Below are 20372 nucleotides of genomic sequence, written 5' to 3' on the forward strand. Positions count from 1 at the left end.
CTTAATTCCGTATTTTTACCTTATCATCAATCATTAAACAATCAAAAATCAATCACATGAAAAAAATTATCCTTCTAGCAATTTTTCTAATTGCTCAATCCTTTTATGCGCAAAACCAAGTCGCAAAAAAACCTGAAACTGTTATTATTATCAACAACGAAATTGCCACAATGGATCAAGTTATGAAATATGGCAATGAGGGTTATGTCAAATCAATGAATAAAGGCGTTAGTGAAGAAAAGCGAAATGAACTAGCAAAAAAATTTGGCGATAAAATTGGCGACAGAGAATTTATAGTGGTCGTAGAAGTTTTTACCGAACAAGAAAAAATCGAAAACGATAAAAAGACTAAAGACAGTGCCTTAGATCCAAAACCTCAAGTCGAACAAAAACAATTTCTATTAAATGTAAACGACAAAGCCAAAGACTTTACCTTAAAACTTGTCGACGGCAAAGAGGTAAAACTTTCTGACTTAAAAGGAAAAGTGGTACTGGTTAATTTCTGGGCAACCTGGTGCGCACCTTGCCTACAAGAGTTCTACGATATTCCATCAAAAATTCTCGAACCTTTTAAAAATGATAATTTTGTCTTTTTAGCAATCTCAAGCGGAGAAAAAGAAACTGCAGTGGCTAAAAAAGTAGTGAAGTTAAAAAATGATGGTCTTAATTTTAATTTCGGCATTGATCCAAATAATATAATATGGAATCAATATGCTACAAATGCAATTCCGAAAAACTTTTTAATTGATCAAAACGGAATTATACAATATGTGGCAGTAGGAAATGCGGAAGGAAACCTAGATAAGATAGCAAGCGAAATCAAAAAACTGCTTTCAAAATAGATTATTGGACCGCCTATTTATAATGTGAAAACGAAAAAAAATTATGCATGCATAGTAATTTTGTGCTATTCGTTTGTTTTTTATTTGTAATTTCGGTTTTTCAATAAAATACAATATTAAAAATGGCTTCATTTACAAAAGAAATATCTTTCCGTTGGTCAGATCTTGATCCTAATTTTCACGTTCGTCACAGCGCTTATTATGATTTTGGTGCGCAACATCGTATCGAAATTTTAGAAGAATTGGGTTTAACATTAAAAGTAATGCAAACGCAAGGTTTTGGTCCTGTTTTGTTTAGAGAAGAATGCGTTTTTAGAAAAGAATTAAAACTTTCTGATAAAATATTCATTCATACTAAAACTTCAAAAATGAAAGCCGATGCTTCTCGCTGGTCAATCATTCATGAATTTAGAAGAGAAGACGATACACTTTGCGCAACAATCACGGTTGATGGTGCGTGGATGGATACAAAACTGAGAAAACTAGCTTCTCCAACGCCAGAAATCGCGATTCAGGCTTTGAGTATTTTCCCGAAAAGTGATGATTTTGTTGGACTATAAACCAGCAAATTGTAATCTTATAAAAAATCCCAAAAACAATTTTAAATATTGTTTTTGGGATTTTTCTCTTAACCAAATTGTATTTTTAATTTCGTTATTCAAACTTTAATCCAAAGTTTACTTTTTCAAAAGTTGTACTGCACGAAAAGGCAAATCGTCCGACATTAACAGTTCCGAAAATTCCGCCAACTGAATGTCCAGAATAAAATCCACCAGTAGAAAATCGGCGAACCTGATATTTTAAAGCAATATCATTTACCTTCGAACTCAACTGCCCAAAAGCAATTACATGCGGGATAATTTCATAACTCCCAAAAACTTTGGGAACCAGTTTTTTGTAATAATCAAAACTTTCATCAGTTTCATAATCAATAATTGACGAATGCAAATTTTCAAGATTTCCGCCAATATAGGTGTTTTCAGAAAAATGCCAGGAGATACTGAAACCTGTAAAAGTTCCCTCATAACCGCTTCTAGAATCTACATAACCGATACCAATTGTAGCTCTAAAATTTTCGCAAATTTTCCCTATGTAACCCACATAAGTGCGATCGATTTCGGATTTGTCAATTCCAGCACCAAAAATGATATCGTCTTCACACATGGTAAGAGCATACTGAAAATAAGCTGAATATTGATCTTGATTTGCCGCGACGACACTCCGGCCTTTATCGAGATCTATATTGGGAGAAATTAAGGTTGAGTTTATAACGGCGAAATCAAAAGTATTGAGTTCTTGGGCAAATGTGGGGACAGTGAGCAGGAGCAAAAGTAGTGTCTTTTTCATAATACTATTTTTTTAAGGCTTACAACATTCTGATACTAAATTACATACATTTTTCCTGTTAATAAAAGAAGTTCTTTGAAGTGCTACATTACTCGTCAAAATACATTATTTTCATAATCAGCTTCATTTAATCGATAAAAACTCAATAAATCATCGATTATTAACACTAAAAACATTGAAAATATTTTGAAAGCTTTTTTTCTGATAACTTTAAGATATTATACTTTGTTTTAAAAATGGTTCGGTTTAATTTTATAAGTCTTAATAACAAATGCCATTAAAATGAAAATACTCAAACTACTCTTTATACTAATTCCTTTCTTAAGTTTTGGCCAGCAAGGAAATATAAAAGCACTGGATATTAATTTAAGTAATTATGAATATCCATTCCCTGTTCAATTTATCGAATTGAGCAGTCAGCGTCAATACATGAAAATGAGCTACATGGATATCATTCCAGAAAACTACAATCAAAAAAATATTGTGTTACTTCACGGAAAAAATTTCAATGGCGCTTATTGGGAAACTACTATTAAAGCCTTGACAAAAGAAGGTTATCGTGTAATTGTTCCCGACCAGATTGGATTTGGGAAATCGACAAAACCAGACCATTTTCAATACACTTTTCAGCAGTTAGCCGAAAACACCAAGAAGCTTTTAGATCATTTGGGAATTCAAAAAACGACCATTTTAGGACATTCTATGGGCGGAATGCTGGCAACTCGTTTTGCATTGATGTATCCTGAAACAACAGAAAAATTAGTTTTAGAAAATCCGATTGGTTTGGAAGACTGGAAATTAGTTGTTCCGTACAAGCCTGTTGATTGGTGGTACGAATCGGAATTAAAACAGAATTACGAAGGCATCAAACAATACCAAATGGCAAATTATTACGATGGAAAGTGGAATGCAGATTATCAAAAATGGGCAGAACTGGGTGCAGGATGGACAACGGCACCAGACTATGATCGAGTTGCTTGGAATTCTGCTCTGTTATACGATATGATTTTTACGCAACCTGTTTTGTACGAATTTAAAAATATTAAATGTCCAACGCTATTAATTATAGGAACGAGAGATAAAACTGCTTTAGGAAAACCACTGGTTTCTGAAGAAGTGCGAAAAACAATGGGAAATTATGCTGAGTTGGGTAAAAAAACACAGAAAGAAATTCCAAATGCAAAACTCGTAGAAATTCCAAATACAGGGCATTTGCCACATATCGAATCTTTTGATTCGTTTATAAAATCATTAATCGTATTTTTGAAATAATTTATCAGCTATGAATTAATTTTTCTTTTAATTAAAATAAAATTAGTGCCAATACGTGTAATTGCTTCGCCTGTTCGCTATCGCTCGGGTCGTGGCAAAATCTAAAATCTAAAATCAACAATCTAAAATTAAAAATATGTTTACAATCGAACAAATAAAAGAAGCGCATGGAAAAGTAAAAAGTGGTGCAGATTTTCCAAATTATATCCAGGATTTAATCATTTTAGGCGTAAAAGGATATGATACTTACGTTCACGACGGAAGCACTGTTTACTACGGATTAAATAATTATACCGCAGCAGCCGAAGAAAAATATCCAGAAATTAAAGTTGCTGATTCTCCAAACAAAGAACTTTTTATAGAAAATTTGGTAAAACATCAGCATGGCGAAACCGATTATATGACTTTCTGCAATCATTGCGCACAAGCTGGAATTGCAAAATGGCGTGTTGATATTATTGAAATGACTTGCACTTATTTTGATAAATCGGAACATGAAATTTTAATCGAAAAAATTCCTGTTTAATTGCTTCAATATTCATGACTATTTTCAACCAAAACCACCAAACCATCTTCAAAAAAAGCATTTTACTTTTAGCTTTAATAGTTTCTTTCTTTGGCTTTTCTCAAAACAAAAAAGAACATTCAAAATTTAAAGTCATTGCTTTTTATACGGCAAAAAACGATCAGGCGCATATTAGTTTTGTGCACGAAGCCAATAAATACTTTCCAAAATTAGCTGCAGAAAATCATTTTAAATACGATTCTACAAGCAATTGGGATAATTTGAATGCTAAGTTTTTAGCGAAATATCAGGTTGTTTTATTTTTAGATACAAGACCTGAGAAAAAAGAACAGCGAGAAGCTTTTCAAAAGTATATGGAAAATGGCGGCGGTTTTATTGGATTTCATTTCTCTGCATTCGCTTTAAATGATTCTAGCTACAATCAAGATTGGAACTGGTATCACAACACCTTTTTAGGTGCTGGCGAATATGGAAGCAATACTTGGAAACCAACTTCGGCAGTTTTAAGAGTAGAAAATGAGCACCCTGTAACCAAAAATTTGCCTAAAACCTTCTCTTCTGCTCCAAATGAATGGTACAGATGGTCGAATGATTTAACCAAAAATCCAGATATCGAAATTTTAGTAGCTATTGACGAATCTAGTTTTCCACTCGGAACTGGTCCAAAAGCCCACGAAATCTGGCATAGCGGTTACTATCCTGTGGTTTGGACAAACAAAAAATACAAAATGCTGTACGTAAATATGGGACATAATGATATTGATTATGAAGGCGGAACAAACAAAACATTATCATATACTTTTGAAAACAAAACACAAAGTCAATTAATTTTAAATGCCTTGCTTTGGCTTGGAAATTCAAAGAAAAAATAAATTGTACAAACAACCAAAATTAAACCATTTATAATACCCAAAAACATTATTCTTTTATGAAAAACCAAATTGCTTTCGTTCTTATTACACTAGCTTTATTTTCCTGTAATTCCAAACAGCAAGAGAAAAATAATCCTAAAAAAGAAATTGTACAAGAAAGCAGTAAAGCAAATAAAACTGAGAATACTGCAAAGACAGCTCATTATGAAATCTCGGTTTATGATGATCCTCAATTTACAGACAGAATTTTAGACACTCGAGAAAGCTTAAAACAACTTTCTAACGAAAAGCTTTTCTCAAATATTAGTGCTAAGTTGACAGCAAAACTAGATGAAAAACAGCATCAATTTTTCAAAACAAACGCAGATTACGAACTGCTTTCTTTTGCAAAAGGCAGTATATTTCAAAATAACAGTGAAGATTATATTTTTATAGTTTATGATGCAAAAAATAATAGAACCAAAATTTTATTGTTTAATGCCACAACAAATACATATGCAGAGCTTTATAAGGATATAAAAGTTGAAAATGGCTTAGAAAATGCCGATTGCGGCAGTTATTCTTTTGGAACGCTAGATTATCAATTTGCTGTCGAGCATTTAATTACAAATGAAGACGCGATTAGAATAAATCCCGAATATTATTTAGAGTCACCACCAGTTAAGATTACTGATATATCAAAAGACGAAAATTTTGCATTGCAAGATGGATGTTTTTCAAAGAAAGCTTCCAAAAAAAACTTCGAAAACACACTTTGTATTTCGACAAGCCCTGTTTACAATAATTGGGATTGTCTGAAGTATAATAAAACAACTAATACTTTTCTAATTTTTTACAGTCAGGCATTTGCTGACTAATCAACTGAAAATAAACCATGAAAACAATTTCAACATGTCTACTACATTTTCACCTATTATAAACATTGAAGAATTATTAAAGATTCAAGATTCAATTATCTTAATTGATGCTCGGCCTGGCGCAAATACTTTTGAAAATTATCAAAAAGAGCATTTAAAAGGTGCTCGTTTTGTCGATTTAAATCGTGATTTGGCAGCAATTCCAGAAAATCCTGCAAATGGCGGAAGACACCCCTTGCCTTCTCCTGAACAATTTGCAAAAACACTTTCTGCATTAGGAATTTCACCTTCCGATCATGTTGTCGTTTACGATGATAAAAATGGCTCTAATTTCGCTGCACGTTTCTGGTGGATGATGTGTGCCATTGGACATGAAAAGATTCAGGCTTTAAATGGCGGTTATCAAGCTGCGATTCAAGCTGATTTTCCAACCAATTCTGGAAATGAGACTTTTGAAAAAATAGCCTATCCTTCTCAAGAATGGAAATTACTTTTAGCCGATATTGACGAGGTCGAAAAAGCTCGTAAAAACGATCAAAATATCGTAATCGATGTTCGTGACAAAAACCGTTATGATGGTTTAATAGAACCTCTGGATTTAATTGCTGGACATATTCCTGGAGCTATCAACGTTCCTTTAACTGGGAATTTAGACGAAAACGGATTGTTTAAATCTGCCGAAGAATTGGCAGAAAAATACAAAGCTGTTCTTAAAGATATAAAACCAGAAAATACAATTGTCCATTGCGGCTCTGGCGTTACAGCCTGTCATACGTTATTGGCGATGGATTACGCTGGACTTCCAATTCCGAAATTATATGCAGGTTCTTGGAGCGAGTGGTCAAGAAACGATCGCGAAATGGCGTTGAAAGAAAATAAATAATACTTACAAAAATATAATGCAACACTGGGATATACTTTTATCAAATCAGGTAGATAAAAAGAAATTAATAGACAATATATTAAATGGCGAAGCAACGGGCGAATTAGCCGTTTTTAACCATCAAAAAGGAATACTGTTTTCTGATATTGCCATCGAAAAATTCATCGAAAAAGAATTTCAATATGACAGCGTAGAAGCTTCTCCAGATTCGCACAGACAACTTCGCACTTTTTCGTCTGGCGAACGTAAAAAAGAGTTTTTAAAATACTGCATCAATCAAAAACCAGATTACATTATTTTCGATAATCCTTTTGATCATTTGGATCAGGCTTCAAGAGTAATTTTAGCCGATTCGTTAAAAGATCTAACCCATGATATTGCAATTATTCAGCTTTTAAATCGTACTGTTGATGTACTTGAATTTGTGCCCAATAAAGCTCAAATTAAAGATAACACATTCGAATTGCATCCATTTAAAAAAGCCGAAAATCATTTCAAAACATTAAATACAACTGCAATTCCTAAAGCAACAGAAACTCATACTTTTCCAGAAGATGAGCTAATAAGGCTTGAAAATGTTTCGGTAAGTTATGACGAAAGAAAGATTCTCGACAACATTTCCTGGACAATCAAACAAGGCGAATTCTGGCAGTTAATTGGTCCAAATGGTTCTGGAAAAAGCACAATTTTATCTTTGATTACAGGAGATAACCCGAAAGGGTTTGGGCAGAATTTGTTTTTGTTTGGAAGAAAAAAAGGAACTGGCGAAAGTGTTTGGGATATTAAAAAACAAATCGGGATTTACACTACTTCTATGATGGATCTGTTTCAGAAGGGCCATACGGTAGAACAGATGATCTTATCGGGATTCTTTGACCAAATCGGATTGTATACAGAACCTACAACACATCAGAAAAATATCGTAACGCAATGGCTCGAAGTGATTGAAATGACGCATTTGCGCAAAAAGCGTTTTATAGATCTTTCTATCGGGCAGCAGCGTGTGGCGTTAATTGTTCGCGCCGTTTTAAAACATCCGCCATTATTGATTCTAGACGAACCTGTAGAAGGTTTAGACGACGAAAATGTAGATTTGGTAATTCAGCTTATCAACACCATAAAACAAGAAATCAATGTTTCTATACTCTACGTTTCGCACCGAATTGAACAAGGCCTTGCTCCTACTTCTGTTTTCGAACTTTTTCCATCAGAAACGGGATCAACCGGAAAAATAAAATAGCAATCAGAATTAAATTAAAATGAGTTAATTAGATAATAGGTCAATTAGATAATTATCGACAGAACGCAAAGCATATCTGTAGAGACGCACTGCAGTACGTCTCCGCAACGAATATTCACAATACGTTAGACATACAGCAATACACCCCTACGCAATACCGGAACGACACCAAATTATGATAAAGCAAATAAGCATTACATTTATTTTTTTACTGATTTTAAGTTCGTGTTCAAGCACGATATCGACTTCTAAAAAAGAATACATTTTACAGGATTCAAAAAAACTAAAATCAAATTGGACAATCGATTCTAAAGAATGGATTTTAAAAAATGATACCCTGACAGGAAACGGTTCTCTTTCGCCTTGGGGAGTCTTGGTTTCAAAAAAACAGCTTCCAAAGAATTATGAAATTGATTTTAAAGTCAACATGACAAATTCATCTTTATTCGAAATCATGCTCAATTTGGATAAAGGAAAATACATTAGAACCTACTTATACCAAATTGATCAAAACATTGTAATTGGTGACGGGATCTATGATAAAAAAGACGATTCATATGGCAAACGAGGCGGAAAAACCTTATTCAAAAAACCAATGAAATTAGAAAACAACAAGTGGTATGCTGTAAAAATTAAAGTTTTAAAAAATCAACTATTCTTTTCTGTAGACGATAAAACAACTTTAGAATGTTCGCTCGAAAAAAGCAATCTAAATCAAAAAGGAAAACTAGGTTTCATAACCAACGGAGAAGTTAAAATAACCGATTTAGCAATTAAATCTCTACAATAATTAAATTAATGGAAACAAATATGCCATTAATATTCTAACACAAAGCATATCCGTAGAGGCGCACTGCAGTGGGTCTCCGCAGAATATTGGAACGATAATAAAATTACGTTAAAACAAAAAAGCTCCTTTAACGGAGCTTTTTCTATATTCTTTAATCTATTCTCTATTTTCTAAAGAACTAATTCTCATCTTCCGTGTTATGCGACTTCACATAAACACGCCATTTCTCAATACAATCCTGAAAATCCTGAGGCAATTCTGTATCAAAACGCATTAATTCTCCCGTATTTGGGTGAACAAATCCAAGCGTTTTTGCATGAAGCGCCTGACGTGGTAAAGCTTTAAAACAATTCTCAATAAACTGTTTATATTTTGTAAAAGTTGTTCCTTTCAAAATCAAATGCCCACCGTAACGCTCATCATTAAACAACGGATGACCAATATGTTTCATATGCGCACGAATCTGGTGCGTTCTACCTGTTTCTAATTTACAAGAAATTAAAGTTACATAACCAAAACGCTCCAAAACTTTATAATGCGTAATAGCTGGTTTTCCAATCTCTGGATCATCAAAAACCGCCATTTGCATACGGTCTTTTAAATGTCTCGCTAGATTTCCTTCAATTGTACCGCTCTCGGCCGCAACATTTCCCCAAACAAGAGCAATATACTCACGTTCGGTAGTTTTAGCTTCAAATTGTTTTGCTAAATGCGTCATTGCAGCTTCTGTTTTAGCAACAACCAAAAGACCAGAAGTATCTTTATCAATTCTATGAACCAAACCTGGACGCTCGCTGCTGTTCATTGGCAAATTATCAAAATGATGCGCCAAAGCATTTACCAAAGTTCCAGTGTAATTTCCGTGACCAGGGTGCACAACCATTCCAGGCTCTTTATTAATCAATAAAAGAGCATCGTCTTCATAGACAATATTCAGCGGAATATCTTCAGGAAGAATATGATTTTCAAACGGAGGATGCGACAACATAACCGTAATCACATCAAAAGGTTTTACTTTGTAATTTGATTTTACTGGAATCTCATTCACAAAAATGTTTCCATTAGTTGCCGCATTCTGAATTTTATTTCGTGTGGCATTCGGAATCAAATACATTAAATATTTGTCAATACGCAAAAACGCTTGACCTTTTGGGACTTCAAATCTGTAGTGCTCAAATAATTCGTCTTCCAGATCTAAATTTTCTTCAATATTATTGTTCATCACTTGGGGTTTCTACAGGCGCTGCAGTACTATCTGTTGCCTGACTTTCATCTACATAACTTGCTTTTCCGTCTCCTAAAACCAAATCGATTTTAGACGCTTTCAAAACGCGATCTCCTACTTTTAAGTTTCTTCCTTTTAAACGCATTTCCAAAACCATATCTTTTCCAAGATTCGGAATATACGTAATCGTTCCTGGCTCAAGACCTAACGCTTTCAACGTTGGCACAGCTTCACGATATGTTTTTTCGATTAAATCTGGAATTTTCACAGAAGAAAAACCAGATGCATTAATCTTAATATAAATTTTTCTACCCACTTTTACCATCGTTCCAGGCAGTGGATCTTGCTCTACAACGCTATATTTTGGGTATTCACTTCTGTAATCAACACTGTCCAAAAGAACATAATCTAAATCCAGTTCATCCAATTTATTTTCAACTTGCTCTTCAGTTAGTTTAGACAAATTCGGCACCGCAATTTCGTGACCGTGATCTGTTGTAAAAGTTAACCAATGCATGAATAAATAACCAATAACCGCAATAATAGCTGCGGCCGCAAGCAATTGCAAGAAAAAAACTCGGCTTGTTAAATACTGACGTAAACTCATAAATTTATTTTTAATAGCGACAAAGATAAAGTATTTCGTTTCAAAAAAAATGATAATTTTGTTTAAAACAAGAAAGTCCCGAGATTGTCATCCTGAGTAAAGACTAAGGATAATTTTCAGAAGCTGTTTCCCGCTTTCGCCTATATCTTTTTGTCTGCAGAAAAAGCAGCCAAAAAGGATACCGGCTCTATCGGGGCTAGGACACTCGGTTTCATAAGAACGTTTTCTTATTGTCAGACTGAGCGAAGTCGAAGTCATACAAAGTGATTCAGCACGCGGGACTTCGACTTCGCTCAGTCTGACAATCAAAACGAATAAAAAAACGTTTAAGAAAATTAGTTCACCCGCTCCGTCTTTTAGCTATAGCTTAGATTGTGGCAAAAACTTGAAACATTAAACTTGAAACAATTAAAAAATAAAAATATACAATGAAAAACATTGCCATCATCATGGGCGGCTATTCCAGCGAATACAAAATATCTTTAATCAGCGGGAATGTCGTGTATCAATATCTTGACAAAACAAAATACAACGGATTTCGTATTCACATTTTTAAGGAAAAATGGGTTTATGTTGATCCAAATGATGCCGAATTCCCAATCGATAGAAATGATTTTTCAGTTACCGTAAACGGCGAGAAAATTACTTTTGACTGTGTTTTCAACGCCATTCACGGAACTCCAGGCGAAGACGGATTAATGCAAGCCTATTTCGAATTAATTGGTCTGCCACAATCTTCTTGCGATTATTACCAATCGGCACTAACATTCAATAAAAGAGATTTATTGTCTGTTTTAAAACCATACGGAATCAAAACAGCTATTTCTTATTACTTAAACAAAGGGGACGAAATCAACACAGCAGAAATCGTTAAAAAAGTTGGGCTTCCTTGTTTCGTAAAACCAAACAAAGCAGGTTCAAGTTTCGGGATCTCAAAAGTAAAAACCGAAGCTGAATTGCCAATCGCGATTGAAGTTGCATATAAAGAAGACAACGAAATCATTATTGAAAGTTTCCTTGACGGAACTGAAGTTTCTGTTGGCGTAATTAATTATCAAGGAGAAATTAAAGTATTGCCAATTACAGAAATTGTATCAGACAATGATTTCTTTGATTACGAAGCAAAATACGAAGGAAAATCGCAGGAAATCACGCCAGCGAGAATCTCTGACGAAATGACTAGAAAAGTTAGCGAAACAGCAAAACGTGCCTATGAAGTTTTAAAAATGAAAGGTTTCTCTAGAAGCGAATTCATTATCGTAAACGACGAGCCTCATATGCTTGAAATGAATACCATTCCAGGTTTAACAACAGAAAGTTTAATTCCACAACAAGCAAAAGCAGCCGGAATTTCTCTGGAAGATTTATTCACAAATGCGATTGAGTTAGCTTTGAAATAAGATGCTAAGATACTAAGGTGCTAAGATTCTAAGATTTTAGCACCTTTGTTTTTTATAAAACAATTTAATTTTTTGCCTCTCTGAACCTTAATAAAATATGCTCTTTCTAGTCGGAACTCGAGATTCAAATGTGAAAAATGGGATAATTTCAAATGAAAAATGTCCCAAATGCGAGATTAAAAACACACTGCATTTTAGTATATACAAAACGTATACTCATATTACTATGATTCCTCTTTTTCCCGTCGGGAAATATGTAAATGTACAATGTGGTAACTGTGAAATTTTATTTGATTACAATGATTTATCTTCCAACGCACAAGAAAAATTACGAAATCAAAAATTAGAAAGTTCAGTTTGGATGTTTTCTGGAAGCATTATAATGCTTTTAGCCATTATTTATAGTATAAATACTTATATTAACAACAATAACAAAACAGCAATTTTAATAAAAAAACCTCAGGTAGGTGATGTTTATAATTTAAAGTTTTCAAACGGTTATTATTCATCTTTTAAAATAGATAGAATAACAACCGACAGCATTTTTACAACACATAATGATTTTGATGCTTATATGCCTTACGAATTAGATGATTTAGATAAAAATGAAAACTATTCAGATCGAAAAGTATCTTATTCAAAAAAAGCAATCATTGAACTTTATGATAATAATGAAATAATAAAAATCAAACGAGCTAAATACCCATTAGAAGCGAAAGAACTTGAATACAAAATTCCAGCAACAAAATAAAAACTTAGAATCTCAGCAACTTAGAACCTTAGCACCTTAAAAAAAATGAAAGAAATCTTCGAATGGAATAGACTGTTTTTTAACGAATTGCCAGAAGTTTTTCTTTTGGAAGTAATATTTCGTTCGACAGTAATGTTCACCATTTTACTGTTAACGCTTAAACTGGCTGGTAAACGAGGTGTTAAACAATTATCAATTTTCGAAACCGTAATTGTTATTGCATTAGGTTCTGCTGCTGGCGATCCTATGTTTTATGAAGATGTCGGAATCGTTCCGGCAGCAATTGTCTTTTTGGTCATTATTATTTTGTACCGTTCTGTGACATGGCTTACTGGAAAAAGTAAAAAATTCGAAGAGTTTATAGAAGGTAAAACCGAATGTTTAATTAATGATGGAAAATTTTCAATCTCTACTTTCAAAAAAGAAAGTCTGGCGCAAGACGAGTTTTTTGCTGAATTGCGTATCAGATCAATTGAGCATTTAGGACAAGTACAGCACGCCTTTATAGAAACCAGTGGCGAGATAAGCGTCTTCTTTTATCCAGATGAGAAAGTAAAATACGGACTTCCTATTTTACCTTCTATGTTTAATGCTAAGAACAAATTCATTCCAACCGACGGAATCTATGCTTGTTCGTTCTGCGGACATACACAAGAAGTTAAAAAAGGAACAGCAAAATGTGATGTCTGTAAAAAAGAAGAATGGGTCGAAGCGATAAATACCCTTAGAATAACTTAAAATAAATTCCAAAAAAGAAAAATTCCAAATTCCAAAACAAAGAAAAACTAAGATTCAGCACCATCCAAATAAAACTTAGTCCCGATAGCTATCAGGATAGCATCCCACAACCTTAGAAACTTAAAGAAATGCGAAAAGCCATATTTCCAGGGTCATTTGACCCAATTACGTTAGGACATGAAGACATTATCAAAAGAGGAATTCCTCTATTTGACGAAATTGTGATTGCCATTGGTGTTAATGCCGAAAAAAAATACATGTTTTCACTAGAAGAAAGAAAACGCTTTATTGAAGAAACTTTCAAAGACGAACCAAAAGTTTCCGTAATTACTTATGAAGGACTAACAATTGATTTGGCTAAAAAAGAAAAAGCCAATTTCATCTTAAGAGGCCTACGTAATCCAGCCGATTTCGAATTCGAAAAAGCCATTGCACATACCAACAGAAAACTGTCTAAAATAGAAACTGTTTTCTTATTGACAGCTGCAAGTACCTCATTTATCAGTTCGAGCATTGTGCGTGATGTATTGCGCCATGGTGGCGAATATGAGATGCTGGTTCCAGATGCGGTTAGAGTGAAAAAATAATTGAATTAAATTTTACAATTTCTATTTTCCTAGGAAACCGATTATTCTTTTTATTTAAACAATTATGAAGTCAAATACTTTGCACTATAATTTTTATGCTATATCTCTTTTTAGGATAAAAGATAAATTACTGCAATGGGACTACAGTACAGTAGAAGGAACTGGTGTCGTAGCAAAATTTTCAGGAAGAGGTAAATATGCCCATGTTGAATTATCTATATCAAATTCACCAACCAACACAAATGAAGTAATTTGGAATATTACTGAGGAACAAATTCCAAACAATTTTGGGCATAAACCATATATTGAAGAGGCATTAAGTTTTTTTTTAGCTCATGTTTCTGCCCTTACAGGGAATAGAGTTTATTTAAAATTTGACATTAATTTCATTAGTTTTCATATTACTGATAGTCATCCTCGCGATTTTTTAGAAGCTACTATGAATGCAATAGTAAATAGTTTCGACCCTACTGCTTTTCCTTTCGATAAAAATCAAGTAGAAAGAATAATTCAAACTACTTATAATTATCAAAAAGAAAATAATATGCTGAAAAAAGATATTATTGAATCTTTAAAAAATGAAGTGGTGACGGAAAAGTTTTCAAAAATAATTAGTCAAAAAAATATTGATTCAAGAATGCTCAATGGCATTCATTTCAATAGTTATACTATTGATCTTTTTGAAAATAGGAAAGCATTACTCAGTGAAGATGAAAGAAAATATTTCCAAACACAAAATGCAATTGATTATTATGAAAGGCTTACAAATATTGGTAAAGCTCATATCGCAAAAACACTAAATGATTATTATGATTTAAACTATCATTTTGATATACAAAAAGAAGATTATCAATAAAAAAACTATTTTATTTATTCTTCACTTTATAAACTTGCCAGCGAAGCAAATTATAAGTAATTTCGCATTTTTAAAACAAACAATAAATAATGAGCATCGAAAGAGAATTAAGCAAACGAAGCGGATCTAAATGTGAACTTTGCGGTAATGAAGAGAATTTAAAAGTTTATCAAGTCCTGCCAACCAAAAAAGGCGGAATTGATGAAGCTGTATTAGCCTGTAACACTTGTATTGACCAAATTGAAAATCCAGACAACGTTGATTTAAATCACTGGAGATGTCTTAACGACAGTATGTGGAACGAAAATATTCCTGTACAAGTTGTAGCTTGGAGAATGTTAAGCCGTATGCGCGCTGCAGGATGGCCACAAGAATTGCTAGATATGATGTACCTAGATGAAGATATATTAGAATGGGCAAAAGCAACAGGAGAAGGCGAAGACGACGAAAATAAACTAGTTCACCGCGACAGCAACGGCGTGGTACTACAACATGGAGATTCTGTAGTTTTAATTAAAGATCTTAAGGTAAAAGGTTCTAGCATGGTTGCCAAACAAGGAACTGCTGTTAGAAACATCCGTTTAGACCACGAAAACGCCGAATATATTGAAGGAAAAGTAGATGGTCAACAGATTGTGATTATTACACAGTATGTGAAGAAGATTTAGATAAAGTTGCTAAGGTTCTGAGGTGCTAAGATTCTAAGTTTTTTTTAGAATACTAACTATTTAACCGCAAAGCACACAATGATTTACGCAAAGTTCGCAAAGTTTTATCCACAAAGCTTTGCTAACTTTGCGCTTTTATAAAGCCTAAAATTAGAAAAAAAACTTAGCGAGCTTTGCGGTAAATTCAAAGACAAGGTATATCAACTTAAAATCTGAAACTTTAAACAAAAAAAGCCCGTCCATAAAACTGAACGGGCTTTTTAAATATATTGTTTTTAATCGAAAATTATTTTTGAAATAATTTATTGATCTGATCTTTTACGAATGGCTCAGAAACGTTGTTTGTTGCTGCGTCTCTTTCTTTACCAGAAACCATAAACTGAACTGTAGCTTTGTCTGGAACCACATTTCCTGTGTAGTGTAACCAAATGTAGTTGTTAGGTAACTCTAATTTGATATCGTACAACGGAGAAGCTGTAAATCCGCCCATGATAATGTTGTATAAAGCGTTATAAGCATTATCGATGTTCTTAAATGAAAATTTTCTCAAAGTCGAATCGTCATCACTTTGAACAATAGTGTAATACACAGTGTATTCGTCACCAATTTTCTGAATGTAGTTGTTATTTACTTTTCCTAATTTTTCTACAGGAACCGTTTCTAGAACCTTAACCTGTGCAAACGAAATAAAAGTAAAAAACAATGCGGCAAGAGTAATAATCTTTTTCATATAGTATTTGGGGTTACAATTTTACGAACACAAAAAAACACAGAAATATTGAAAAAACACCTATCAATTCGTTATTTTTTTAACATAAAATTGTAAAACTTAGCCAAGCAATCCTAAACTATTGAAATACAATAAAATAAATATTGTAAATTCCAAAATTCAAAATCCAAAATCCAAAATCAGAAATCAATACTTCCCTCTCTTCTCCTCTTCTTCTTTCTTGATGACATTACGAGCGACTTCTATTTTAAACTTCTTCCCTTTCATTTTTTCATCCTTAATATTCTTCAGAAGATCTTTTACTTTATTGTATTTTACCGCTGCAAACGAAACAAAATCTTTTACTTCAATCAAACCTAAATCGTCTTTTTCTAGTTTTCCCTTTTGCGAAAAGAATCCAACAATATCAAATTTGTTCAGTTTGGTCTTTTTACCGCCACTGATATAAATAGTTTGAAACTGAGGCGGATTTGGTAAAGAAACTTTACCTTCAACATCCAAAACCTCCATTTCGTAATCAATGTAGTCTAATTGTTTTTCACTTTCGTGAATAATTACATACGCCGTTCCTGTTGCCTGCATACGCGCTGTACGTCCGTTACGGTGTGTAAACTCGTCTTCTTTTAAAGGCAGATGATAATGAATAACATGTTTCATTTCTGGAATATCCAAACCTCTCGCAGCCAAATCGGTTGTAACCAAATACGTAACACTTCCGTTTCGAAACTGAATCAAGGCACGCTCACGTTCTTCCTGATCCATTCCGCCATGATAATACACCGAATAGATTCCTTTTCCGTTTAAAGTATCGCTAATGCGTTCTGCAGCATCACGGTGATTACAGAAAATAATTGCCGATTCTGATTTTAAAGAACAAATCAAATTGAATAAACTTTGCAGTTTATCTTTTCCTGGCGAAATCACCATTTTCATCGAAAGATTGGTTTTCTCTTCTTCCTCTGGAATAAAGTCCAAAACAACCGGATTTACAACTCGCGTATATTTCGGAATTTCAATATCAGAAGTCGCCGAAACCAAAACTCTTTTGTTTACTTTCGATAATCTTCCAATGATAAAAGACATCTGTTCGTGAAACCCTAATTGAAGCGATTTATCAAATTCATCCAAAATTAAAGTTTGAATTTTATCGGTTCTAAAAGTTTCTCTTTCAATATGATCCGCTATTCTTCCAGGCGTTCCAATTAAAACTGCTGGAGGATTGCTTAAATTCTTGATTTCAGTTTCGATTGAATGCCCGCCGTAACAAATATTAACTTTGTACTGCGTTCCCATTTTTTTCCAAACCTGTTCAATTTGAAGTCCCAATTCGCGTGACGGAACCAAAATCAAACATTGAACAGACAACACTTCTGGCTGCAACAATTCCAATATCGGAAGTAGGAAAGCCAATGTTTTTCCAGATCCTGTTGGAGAAAGTAATAAAGTATTGTTTTCGTTTAAAATAGCATCATGTGCCATTTCCTGCATTTCGTTTAGGCTTTTAATCCCTAAATTCGAAAGTATATCGTTGGAATGGTGTTTTTTATTCATTTTGCAAAAGTAGAGAAAAATAGTTGGCAGTGTACAGTTTTTAGTATTCAGTTTTCAGTCGCAGTTTTCAGTCTTGAGTCAAGTTTATGCAGAAATCGTAAAAAACTATTTCACGCAGATTTTGCAGATTTAGGCAGATTTTTATTTTTATTATTTTTAAAAATCTTTTTTTAATCTGCTCAAATCTGTAAAATCTGCGTGAAACCAATAAACGCAAAGCTTGTCAACTTGAAACTTGAAATCTGAAACAAAAAACTATATATTTGATTCCTATTAAAACCAAAACCATGAAACTTTTTACCATTCTCTTTTCACTTTTTACTGTAGCCATTACTGCTCAAAACAATAAAAAATACGATACTTTTTTTGAGAAAGGAAACGGAAACCAATCTGCTTCGTATCAAGAAACTATCGCTTATTGGAAGATGCTCGCTGCTGATTTTCCGACTATTCAAATGAAAGAAATGGGACTAACGGATTCTGGTGAACCTTTGCACATGATTACCTTCAATCCTGACAAGGAATTTGATTTTGATAAAATCCAAAAAAACAAAGCTGTTCTATTTGTGAATAACGGAATCCACGCTGGAGAACCAGACGGAATCGATGCAACTATGCAGTTTTACAGAGATTTGGCAACAGGAAAAATGAAAGCGCCTAAAAACACTGTTTTGGTTACCATCCCAGTTTATAATATTGGCGGTGCTTTAAATAGAAATTCGACAACGCGCGCCAATCAGGACGGACCTGAGATTTATGGTTTTAGAGGAAATGCAAGAAATTACGATTTGAATCGTGATTTAATGAAATCGGATACTCGAAATACAAAGAGTTTTGTGGAGATTTTTCAGAAAATAAACGCCGATGTTTTTATTGATAATCACGTGAGCAATGGTTCTGATTATCAATACAAATTGACGTACATTATGACGCAGCACAACAAATTGGGAACGGTTTTGGGTGATTTTATGAATAACGAAATGATGCCGGCTTTGGTAAAAGATCTTCAGAAAAAGAAAATCGAAACTACGCCTTATGTCGATTCGTTTAAAGATACTCCTGATAAAGGTTTTGGGCAATTTGTGGATAGTCCGCGATATACAACGGGGTATACTTCGCTATTTAATACGATTGGTTTTGTGGTCGAAACGCACATGCTGAAAAAATATGCCGAGCGTGTAAAAATGACCTACGAATACATGAAATCGACTTTGGATTTTACCGATGCGAATTATCAGAAAATAAAAGATTTAAGAATAAAAAACTTAGAGCAATACCAGCCAAAAAAATCATACACTTTAAAATGGGAATTGGACAGTACAAAAGCCACGACTTTTTCATTTTTAGGTTATGAAGCCGGTTACAAAAAAAGCGACGCTACAACAGGAAATCGTTTGTATTATGACCGAAGCAAACCGTATAAAAAAGATGTTCCGTACATTAAAGAATTTAAATCGGTTAAAGAAGTGGCGATTCCAACGGCTTATATTGTTCCGAGAGGATATTGGAATATTATTGATCTTTTGAAAAACAATAATATCTCGTTTAAACCAATTAAAAACGACACGATTATAGAAGTCGAAAGCTACAGAATTGTCGATTTTAAAACGGTTCCATCTGCTTATGAAGGACACTATTTGCACAGAAATACAACGGTAACTTCTAAAATCATTAAAATGGCTTTCGCCAAAGGAGATTACCTAGTGCCAACAAACCAAAAAGGTGTTAAATATCTCGTAGAAGCTTTTGAACCAGAAGGTGTTGATTCGTTCTTTAACTGGAATTTCTTCGATCCTATTTTACAGCAAAAAGAACATTATTCTGAATATATTTTTGAAGATACTGCTGCACAGCTTTTAAAAGAAAACCCAGCTCTAAAAGCAGAATTAGAAACCAAAAAACAAAACGACCGCGAGTTTGCTAAAAGTTCCGAAGCGCAATTAGACTGGATTTACAAGCATTCTGATTATTATGAAAAGGCGCATATGCAGTATCCTGTTTATCGTGTTTTGTAGAATTAAATTATAAAAAAAAATCGACCAAAATAAATTAAGATGAAAAAACATGAAAATATTGTTGAGCTATTTAATCTTTGCAAAGAAAAGTATGACTCATTAAACTCTCCTACAGAAGAATTTTTAAATGAAATTCAAAATCAAGCACAAAAAGAAGTAAAAATACAAACTACAAATAGATATTTATTAGTAGTTTCTGCTGCTCTTTTGACATTTTTATTATATCCTTATACAATAATTAAAGTTTATGATTTATCAAATATAGCTAGTAATCAAATGTTTTCATTTTTGAAATCAATTTCATCTGATACTAAAATGCTACTTAATATAACGCTTGGCTTACTATCTGTATCTGCTCTATTATATATATTTATTATGCCATTCCATAAAAGTTCATTATCAAAATATAGCATTGAAGATATTAATTTTAAACAGAAGAGTTACATAAGTTATGCAGTAGTCGGATCTTATTTTATAATCTTAGAAGTCTTAATTTTACTTTATATCAATTATCCCACTATTAGATTATTTATAATTAAACCTTTTAATTATATTTTTTTTGCACCAATATCAATAATTACCTTACTAGTTGTAATGATGTTGATAATTATCACC

22 protein-coding genes are annotated in these 20372 nt (G+C 33.3%); 17 read left to right on the top strand and 5 right to left on the bottom strand.

Features of this window, described 5'->3' with window-relative positions; all coding sequences use genetic code 11:
- Positions 1 to 56 precede the first annotated feature (56 nt).
- A complete protein-coding gene (locus BSF41_RS01840) occupies positions 57 to 842 on the top strand; it encodes a TlpA disulfide reductase family protein (protein ID WP_095927814.1) in 786 nt (261 codons plus the stop codon).
- Positions 843 to 964: 122 nt separating this feature from the next.
- Complete coding sequence (locus tag BSF41_RS01845) at positions 965 to 1402, top strand: thioesterase family protein (protein ID WP_057122622.1); 438 nt, start codon at positions 965 to 967, stop codon at positions 1400 to 1402.
- A gap of 94 nt (positions 1403 to 1496) precedes the next feature.
- Here the strand turns inward: BSF41_RS01845 and BSF41_RS01850 are convergent, their stop codons facing one another.
- Positions 1497 to 2189 (bottom strand): hypothetical protein, encoded by a 693-nt coding sequence (locus tag BSF41_RS01850; protein WP_095927815.1) that lies wholly within the window; start codon positions 2187 to 2189, stop codon positions 1497 to 1499.
- A 282-nt stretch (positions 2190 to 2471) separates the two neighbouring features.
- Here BSF41_RS01850 and BSF41_RS01855 point away from each other — a divergent pair, with 282 nt between their 5' ends.
- The 7 genes from BSF41_RS01855 to BSF41_RS01885 all read left to right on the top strand — a co-directional run bounded on the left by BSF41_RS01855 (position 2472) and on the right by BSF41_RS01885 (position 8629).
- Positions 2472 to 3461, top strand: coding sequence for an alpha/beta fold hydrolase (locus tag BSF41_RS01855; protein ID WP_172426834.1), 990 nt, complete (start codon positions 2472 to 2474; stop codon positions 3459 to 3461).
- A gap of 136 nt (positions 3462 to 3597) precedes the next feature.
- Positions 3598 to 3987, top strand: a complete 390-nt coding sequence (locus BSF41_RS01860) for a DUF1398 domain-containing protein (RefSeq protein WP_095927817.1) — start codon at positions 3598 to 3600, stop codon at positions 3985 to 3987.
- A gap of 14 nt (positions 3988 to 4001) precedes the next feature.
- Positions 4002 to 4859, top strand: a complete 858-nt coding sequence (locus BSF41_RS01865; protein WP_095927818.1) for a ThuA domain-containing protein — start codon at positions 4002 to 4004, stop codon at positions 4857 to 4859.
- A gap of 56 nt (positions 4860 to 4915) precedes the next feature.
- Positions 4916 to 5716, top strand: coding sequence for a hypothetical protein (locus BSF41_RS01870; protein ID WP_095927819.1), 801 nt, complete (start codon positions 4916 to 4918; stop codon positions 5714 to 5716).
- 34 nt (positions 5717 to 5750) lie between these two features.
- A complete protein-coding gene (locus BSF41_RS01875; RefSeq protein WP_095927820.1) occupies positions 5751 to 6599 on the top strand; it encodes a sulfurtransferase in 849 nt (282 codons plus the stop codon).
- Positions 6600 to 6615: 16 nt separating this feature from the next.
- Positions 6616 to 7839, top strand: a complete 1224-nt coding sequence (locus tag BSF41_RS01880; RefSeq protein WP_095927821.1) for an ATP-binding cassette domain-containing protein — start codon at positions 6616 to 6618, stop codon at positions 7837 to 7839.
- A 175-nt stretch (positions 7840 to 8014) separates the two neighbouring features.
- Positions 8015 to 8629 carry a family 16 glycoside hydrolase gene (locus BSF41_RS01885; RefSeq protein WP_095927822.1) on the top strand — a complete coding sequence of 205 codons (615 nt, stop codon included), beginning with the start codon at positions 8015 to 8017 and terminating at the stop codon, positions 8627 to 8629.
- 178 nt (positions 8630 to 8807) lie between these two features.
- On the opposite strand, the gene BSF41_RS01890 is transcribed toward BSF41_RS01885, so the two are convergent.
- Positions 8808 to 9851 carry an RluA family pseudouridine synthase gene (locus tag BSF41_RS01890; RefSeq protein ID WP_095927823.1) on the bottom strand — a complete coding sequence of 348 codons (1044 nt, stop codon included), beginning with the start codon at positions 9849 to 9851 and terminating at the stop codon, positions 8808 to 8810.
- The gene (locus BSF41_RS01895; RefSeq protein ID WP_095927824.1) at positions 9841 to 10461 is read right to left on the bottom strand and encodes a PASTA domain-containing protein; all 621 of its coding nucleotides are present in this window, start codon (positions 10459 to 10461) and stop codon (positions 9841 to 9843) included. Before BSF41_RS01895 ends, BSF41_RS01890 begins: the two co-directional genes overlap by 11 nt.
- 428 nt (positions 10462 to 10889) lie before the next feature.
- On the opposite strand from BSF41_RS01895, the gene BSF41_RS01900 reads away from it, so the two are divergent.
- The 6 genes from BSF41_RS01900 to BSF41_RS01925 all read left to right on the top strand — a co-directional run bounded on the left by BSF41_RS01900 (position 10890) and on the right by BSF41_RS01925 (position 15461).
- Complete coding sequence (locus BSF41_RS01900) at positions 10890 to 11861, top strand: D-alanine--D-alanine ligase (RefSeq protein WP_095927825.1); 972 nt, start codon at positions 10890 to 10892, stop codon at positions 11859 to 11861.
- Between the two features lie 97 nt (positions 11862 to 11958).
- The gene (locus BSF41_RS01905; protein ID WP_141248108.1) at positions 11959 to 12612 is read left to right on the top strand and encodes a zinc-ribbon domain-containing protein; all 654 of its coding nucleotides are present in this window, start codon (positions 11959 to 11961) and stop codon (positions 12610 to 12612) included.
- A 45-nt stretch (positions 12613 to 12657) separates the two neighbouring features.
- Positions 12658 to 13350, top strand: a complete 693-nt coding sequence (locus tag BSF41_RS01910; RefSeq protein ID WP_095927827.1) for a DUF421 domain-containing protein — start codon at positions 12658 to 12660, stop codon at positions 13348 to 13350.
- A gap of 128 nt (positions 13351 to 13478) precedes the next feature.
- Complete coding sequence (coaD, locus tag BSF41_RS01915) at positions 13479 to 13937, top strand: pantetheine-phosphate adenylyltransferase (RefSeq protein ID WP_026729362.1); 459 nt, start codon at positions 13479 to 13481, stop codon at positions 13935 to 13937.
- Between the two features lie 64 nt (positions 13938 to 14001).
- A complete protein-coding gene (locus BSF41_RS01920) occupies positions 14002 to 14793 on the top strand; it encodes a hypothetical protein (RefSeq protein ID WP_095927828.1) in 792 nt (263 codons plus the stop codon).
- An 89-nt stretch (positions 14794 to 14882) separates the two neighbouring features.
- Positions 14883 to 15461: an alkylphosphonate utilization protein gene (locus tag BSF41_RS01925; RefSeq protein WP_095927829.1), complete on the top strand. Its 579-nt coding sequence runs from the start codon at positions 14883 to 14885 to the stop codon at positions 15459 to 15461.
- 286 nt (positions 15462 to 15747) lie between these two features.
- On the opposite strand, the gene BSF41_RS01930 is transcribed toward BSF41_RS01925, so the two are convergent.
- Positions 15748 to 16191 carry a hypothetical protein gene (locus BSF41_RS01930; RefSeq protein WP_095927830.1) on the bottom strand — a complete coding sequence of 148 codons (444 nt, stop codon included), beginning with the start codon at positions 16189 to 16191 and terminating at the stop codon, positions 15748 to 15750.
- Between the two features lie 186 nt (positions 16192 to 16377).
- A complete protein-coding gene (locus tag BSF41_RS01935; RefSeq protein ID WP_095927831.1) occupies positions 16378 to 17742 on the bottom strand; it encodes a DEAD/DEAH box helicase in 1365 nt (454 codons plus the stop codon).
- A 287-nt stretch (positions 17743 to 18029) separates the two neighbouring features.
- Between BSF41_RS01935 and BSF41_RS01940 the strand changes: the two genes are divergently transcribed.
- Both BSF41_RS01940 and BSF41_RS01945 read left to right on the top strand, forming a co-directional pair.
- Positions 18030 to 19757, top strand: a complete 1728-nt coding sequence (locus BSF41_RS01940; protein ID WP_095927832.1) for a M14 family metallopeptidase — start codon at positions 18030 to 18032, stop codon at positions 19755 to 19757.
- Positions 19758 to 19796: 39 nt separating this feature from the next.
- A partial coding sequence (locus BSF41_RS01945) for a hypothetical protein (RefSeq protein WP_141248109.1) occupies positions 19797 to 20372 on the top strand: 576 nt, incomplete at its 3' end.

This window comes from Flavobacterium sp. ACN2, assembly GCF_002303885.1.
Classification (GTDB): Bacteria; Bacteroidota; Bacteroidia; order Flavobacteriales; family Flavobacteriaceae; genus Flavobacterium.

Coding starts and splice junctions, on each gene's coding strand:
- BSF41_RS01840 (WP_095927814.1), top strand. CDS start 57: ATGAAAAAAATTATCCTTCTAGCAATTTTTCTAATTGCTCAATCCTTT.
- BSF41_RS01845 (WP_057122622.1), top strand. CDS start 965: ATGGCTTCATTTACAAAAGAAATATCTTTCCGTTGGTCAGATCTTGAT.
- BSF41_RS01850 (WP_095927815.1), bottom strand. CDS start 2,189: ATGAAAAAGACACTACTTTTGCTCCTGCTCACTGTCCCCACATTTGCC.
- BSF41_RS01855 (WP_172426834.1), top strand. CDS start 2,472: ATGAAAATACTCAAACTACTCTTTATACTAATTCCTTTCTTAAGTTTT.
- BSF41_RS01860 (WP_095927817.1), top strand. CDS start 3,598: ATGTTTACAATCGAACAAATAAAAGAAGCGCATGGAAAAGTAAAAAGT.
- BSF41_RS01865 (WP_095927818.1), top strand. CDS start 4,002: ATGACTATTTTCAACCAAAACCACCAAACCATCTTCAAAAAAAGCATT.
- BSF41_RS01870 (WP_095927819.1), top strand. CDS start 4,916: ATGAAAAACCAAATTGCTTTCGTTCTTATTACACTAGCTTTATTTTCC.
- BSF41_RS01875 (WP_095927820.1), top strand. CDS start 5,751: ATGTCTACTACATTTTCACCTATTATAAACATTGAAGAATTATTAAAG.
- BSF41_RS01880 (WP_095927821.1), top strand. CDS start 6,616: ATGCAACACTGGGATATACTTTTATCAAATCAGGTAGATAAAAAGAAA.
- BSF41_RS01885 (WP_095927822.1), top strand. CDS start 8,015: ATGATAAAGCAAATAAGCATTACATTTATTTTTTTACTGATTTTAAGT.
- BSF41_RS01890 (WP_095927823.1), bottom strand. CDS start 9,851: ATGAACAATAATATTGAAGAAAATTTAGATCTGGAAGACGAATTATTT.
- BSF41_RS01895 (WP_095927824.1), bottom strand. CDS start 10,461: ATGAGTTTACGTCAGTATTTAACAAGCCGAGTTTTTTTCTTGCAATTG.
- BSF41_RS01900 (WP_095927825.1), top strand. CDS start 10,890: ATGAAAAACATTGCCATCATCATGGGCGGCTATTCCAGCGAATACAAA.
- BSF41_RS01905 (WP_141248108.1), top strand. CDS start 11,959: ATGCTCTTTCTAGTCGGAACTCGAGATTCAAATGTGAAAAATGGGATA.
- BSF41_RS01910 (WP_095927827.1), top strand. CDS start 12,658: ATGAAAGAAATCTTCGAATGGAATAGACTGTTTTTTAACGAATTGCCA.
- coaD (WP_026729362.1), top strand. CDS start 13,479: ATGCGAAAAGCCATATTTCCAGGGTCATTTGACCCAATTACGTTAGGA.
- BSF41_RS01920 (WP_095927828.1), top strand. CDS start 14,002: ATGAAGTCAAATACTTTGCACTATAATTTTTATGCTATATCTCTTTTT.
- BSF41_RS01925 (WP_095927829.1), top strand. CDS start 14,883: ATGAGCATCGAAAGAGAATTAAGCAAACGAAGCGGATCTAAATGTGAA.
- BSF41_RS01930 (WP_095927830.1), bottom strand. CDS start 16,191: ATGAAAAAGATTATTACTCTTGCCGCATTGTTTTTTACTTTTATTTCG.
- BSF41_RS01935 (WP_095927831.1), bottom strand. CDS start 17,742: ATGAATAAAAAACACCATTCCAACGATATACTTTCGAATTTAGGGATT.
- BSF41_RS01940 (WP_095927832.1), top strand. CDS start 18,030: ATGAAACTTTTTACCATTCTCTTTTCACTTTTTACTGTAGCCATTACT.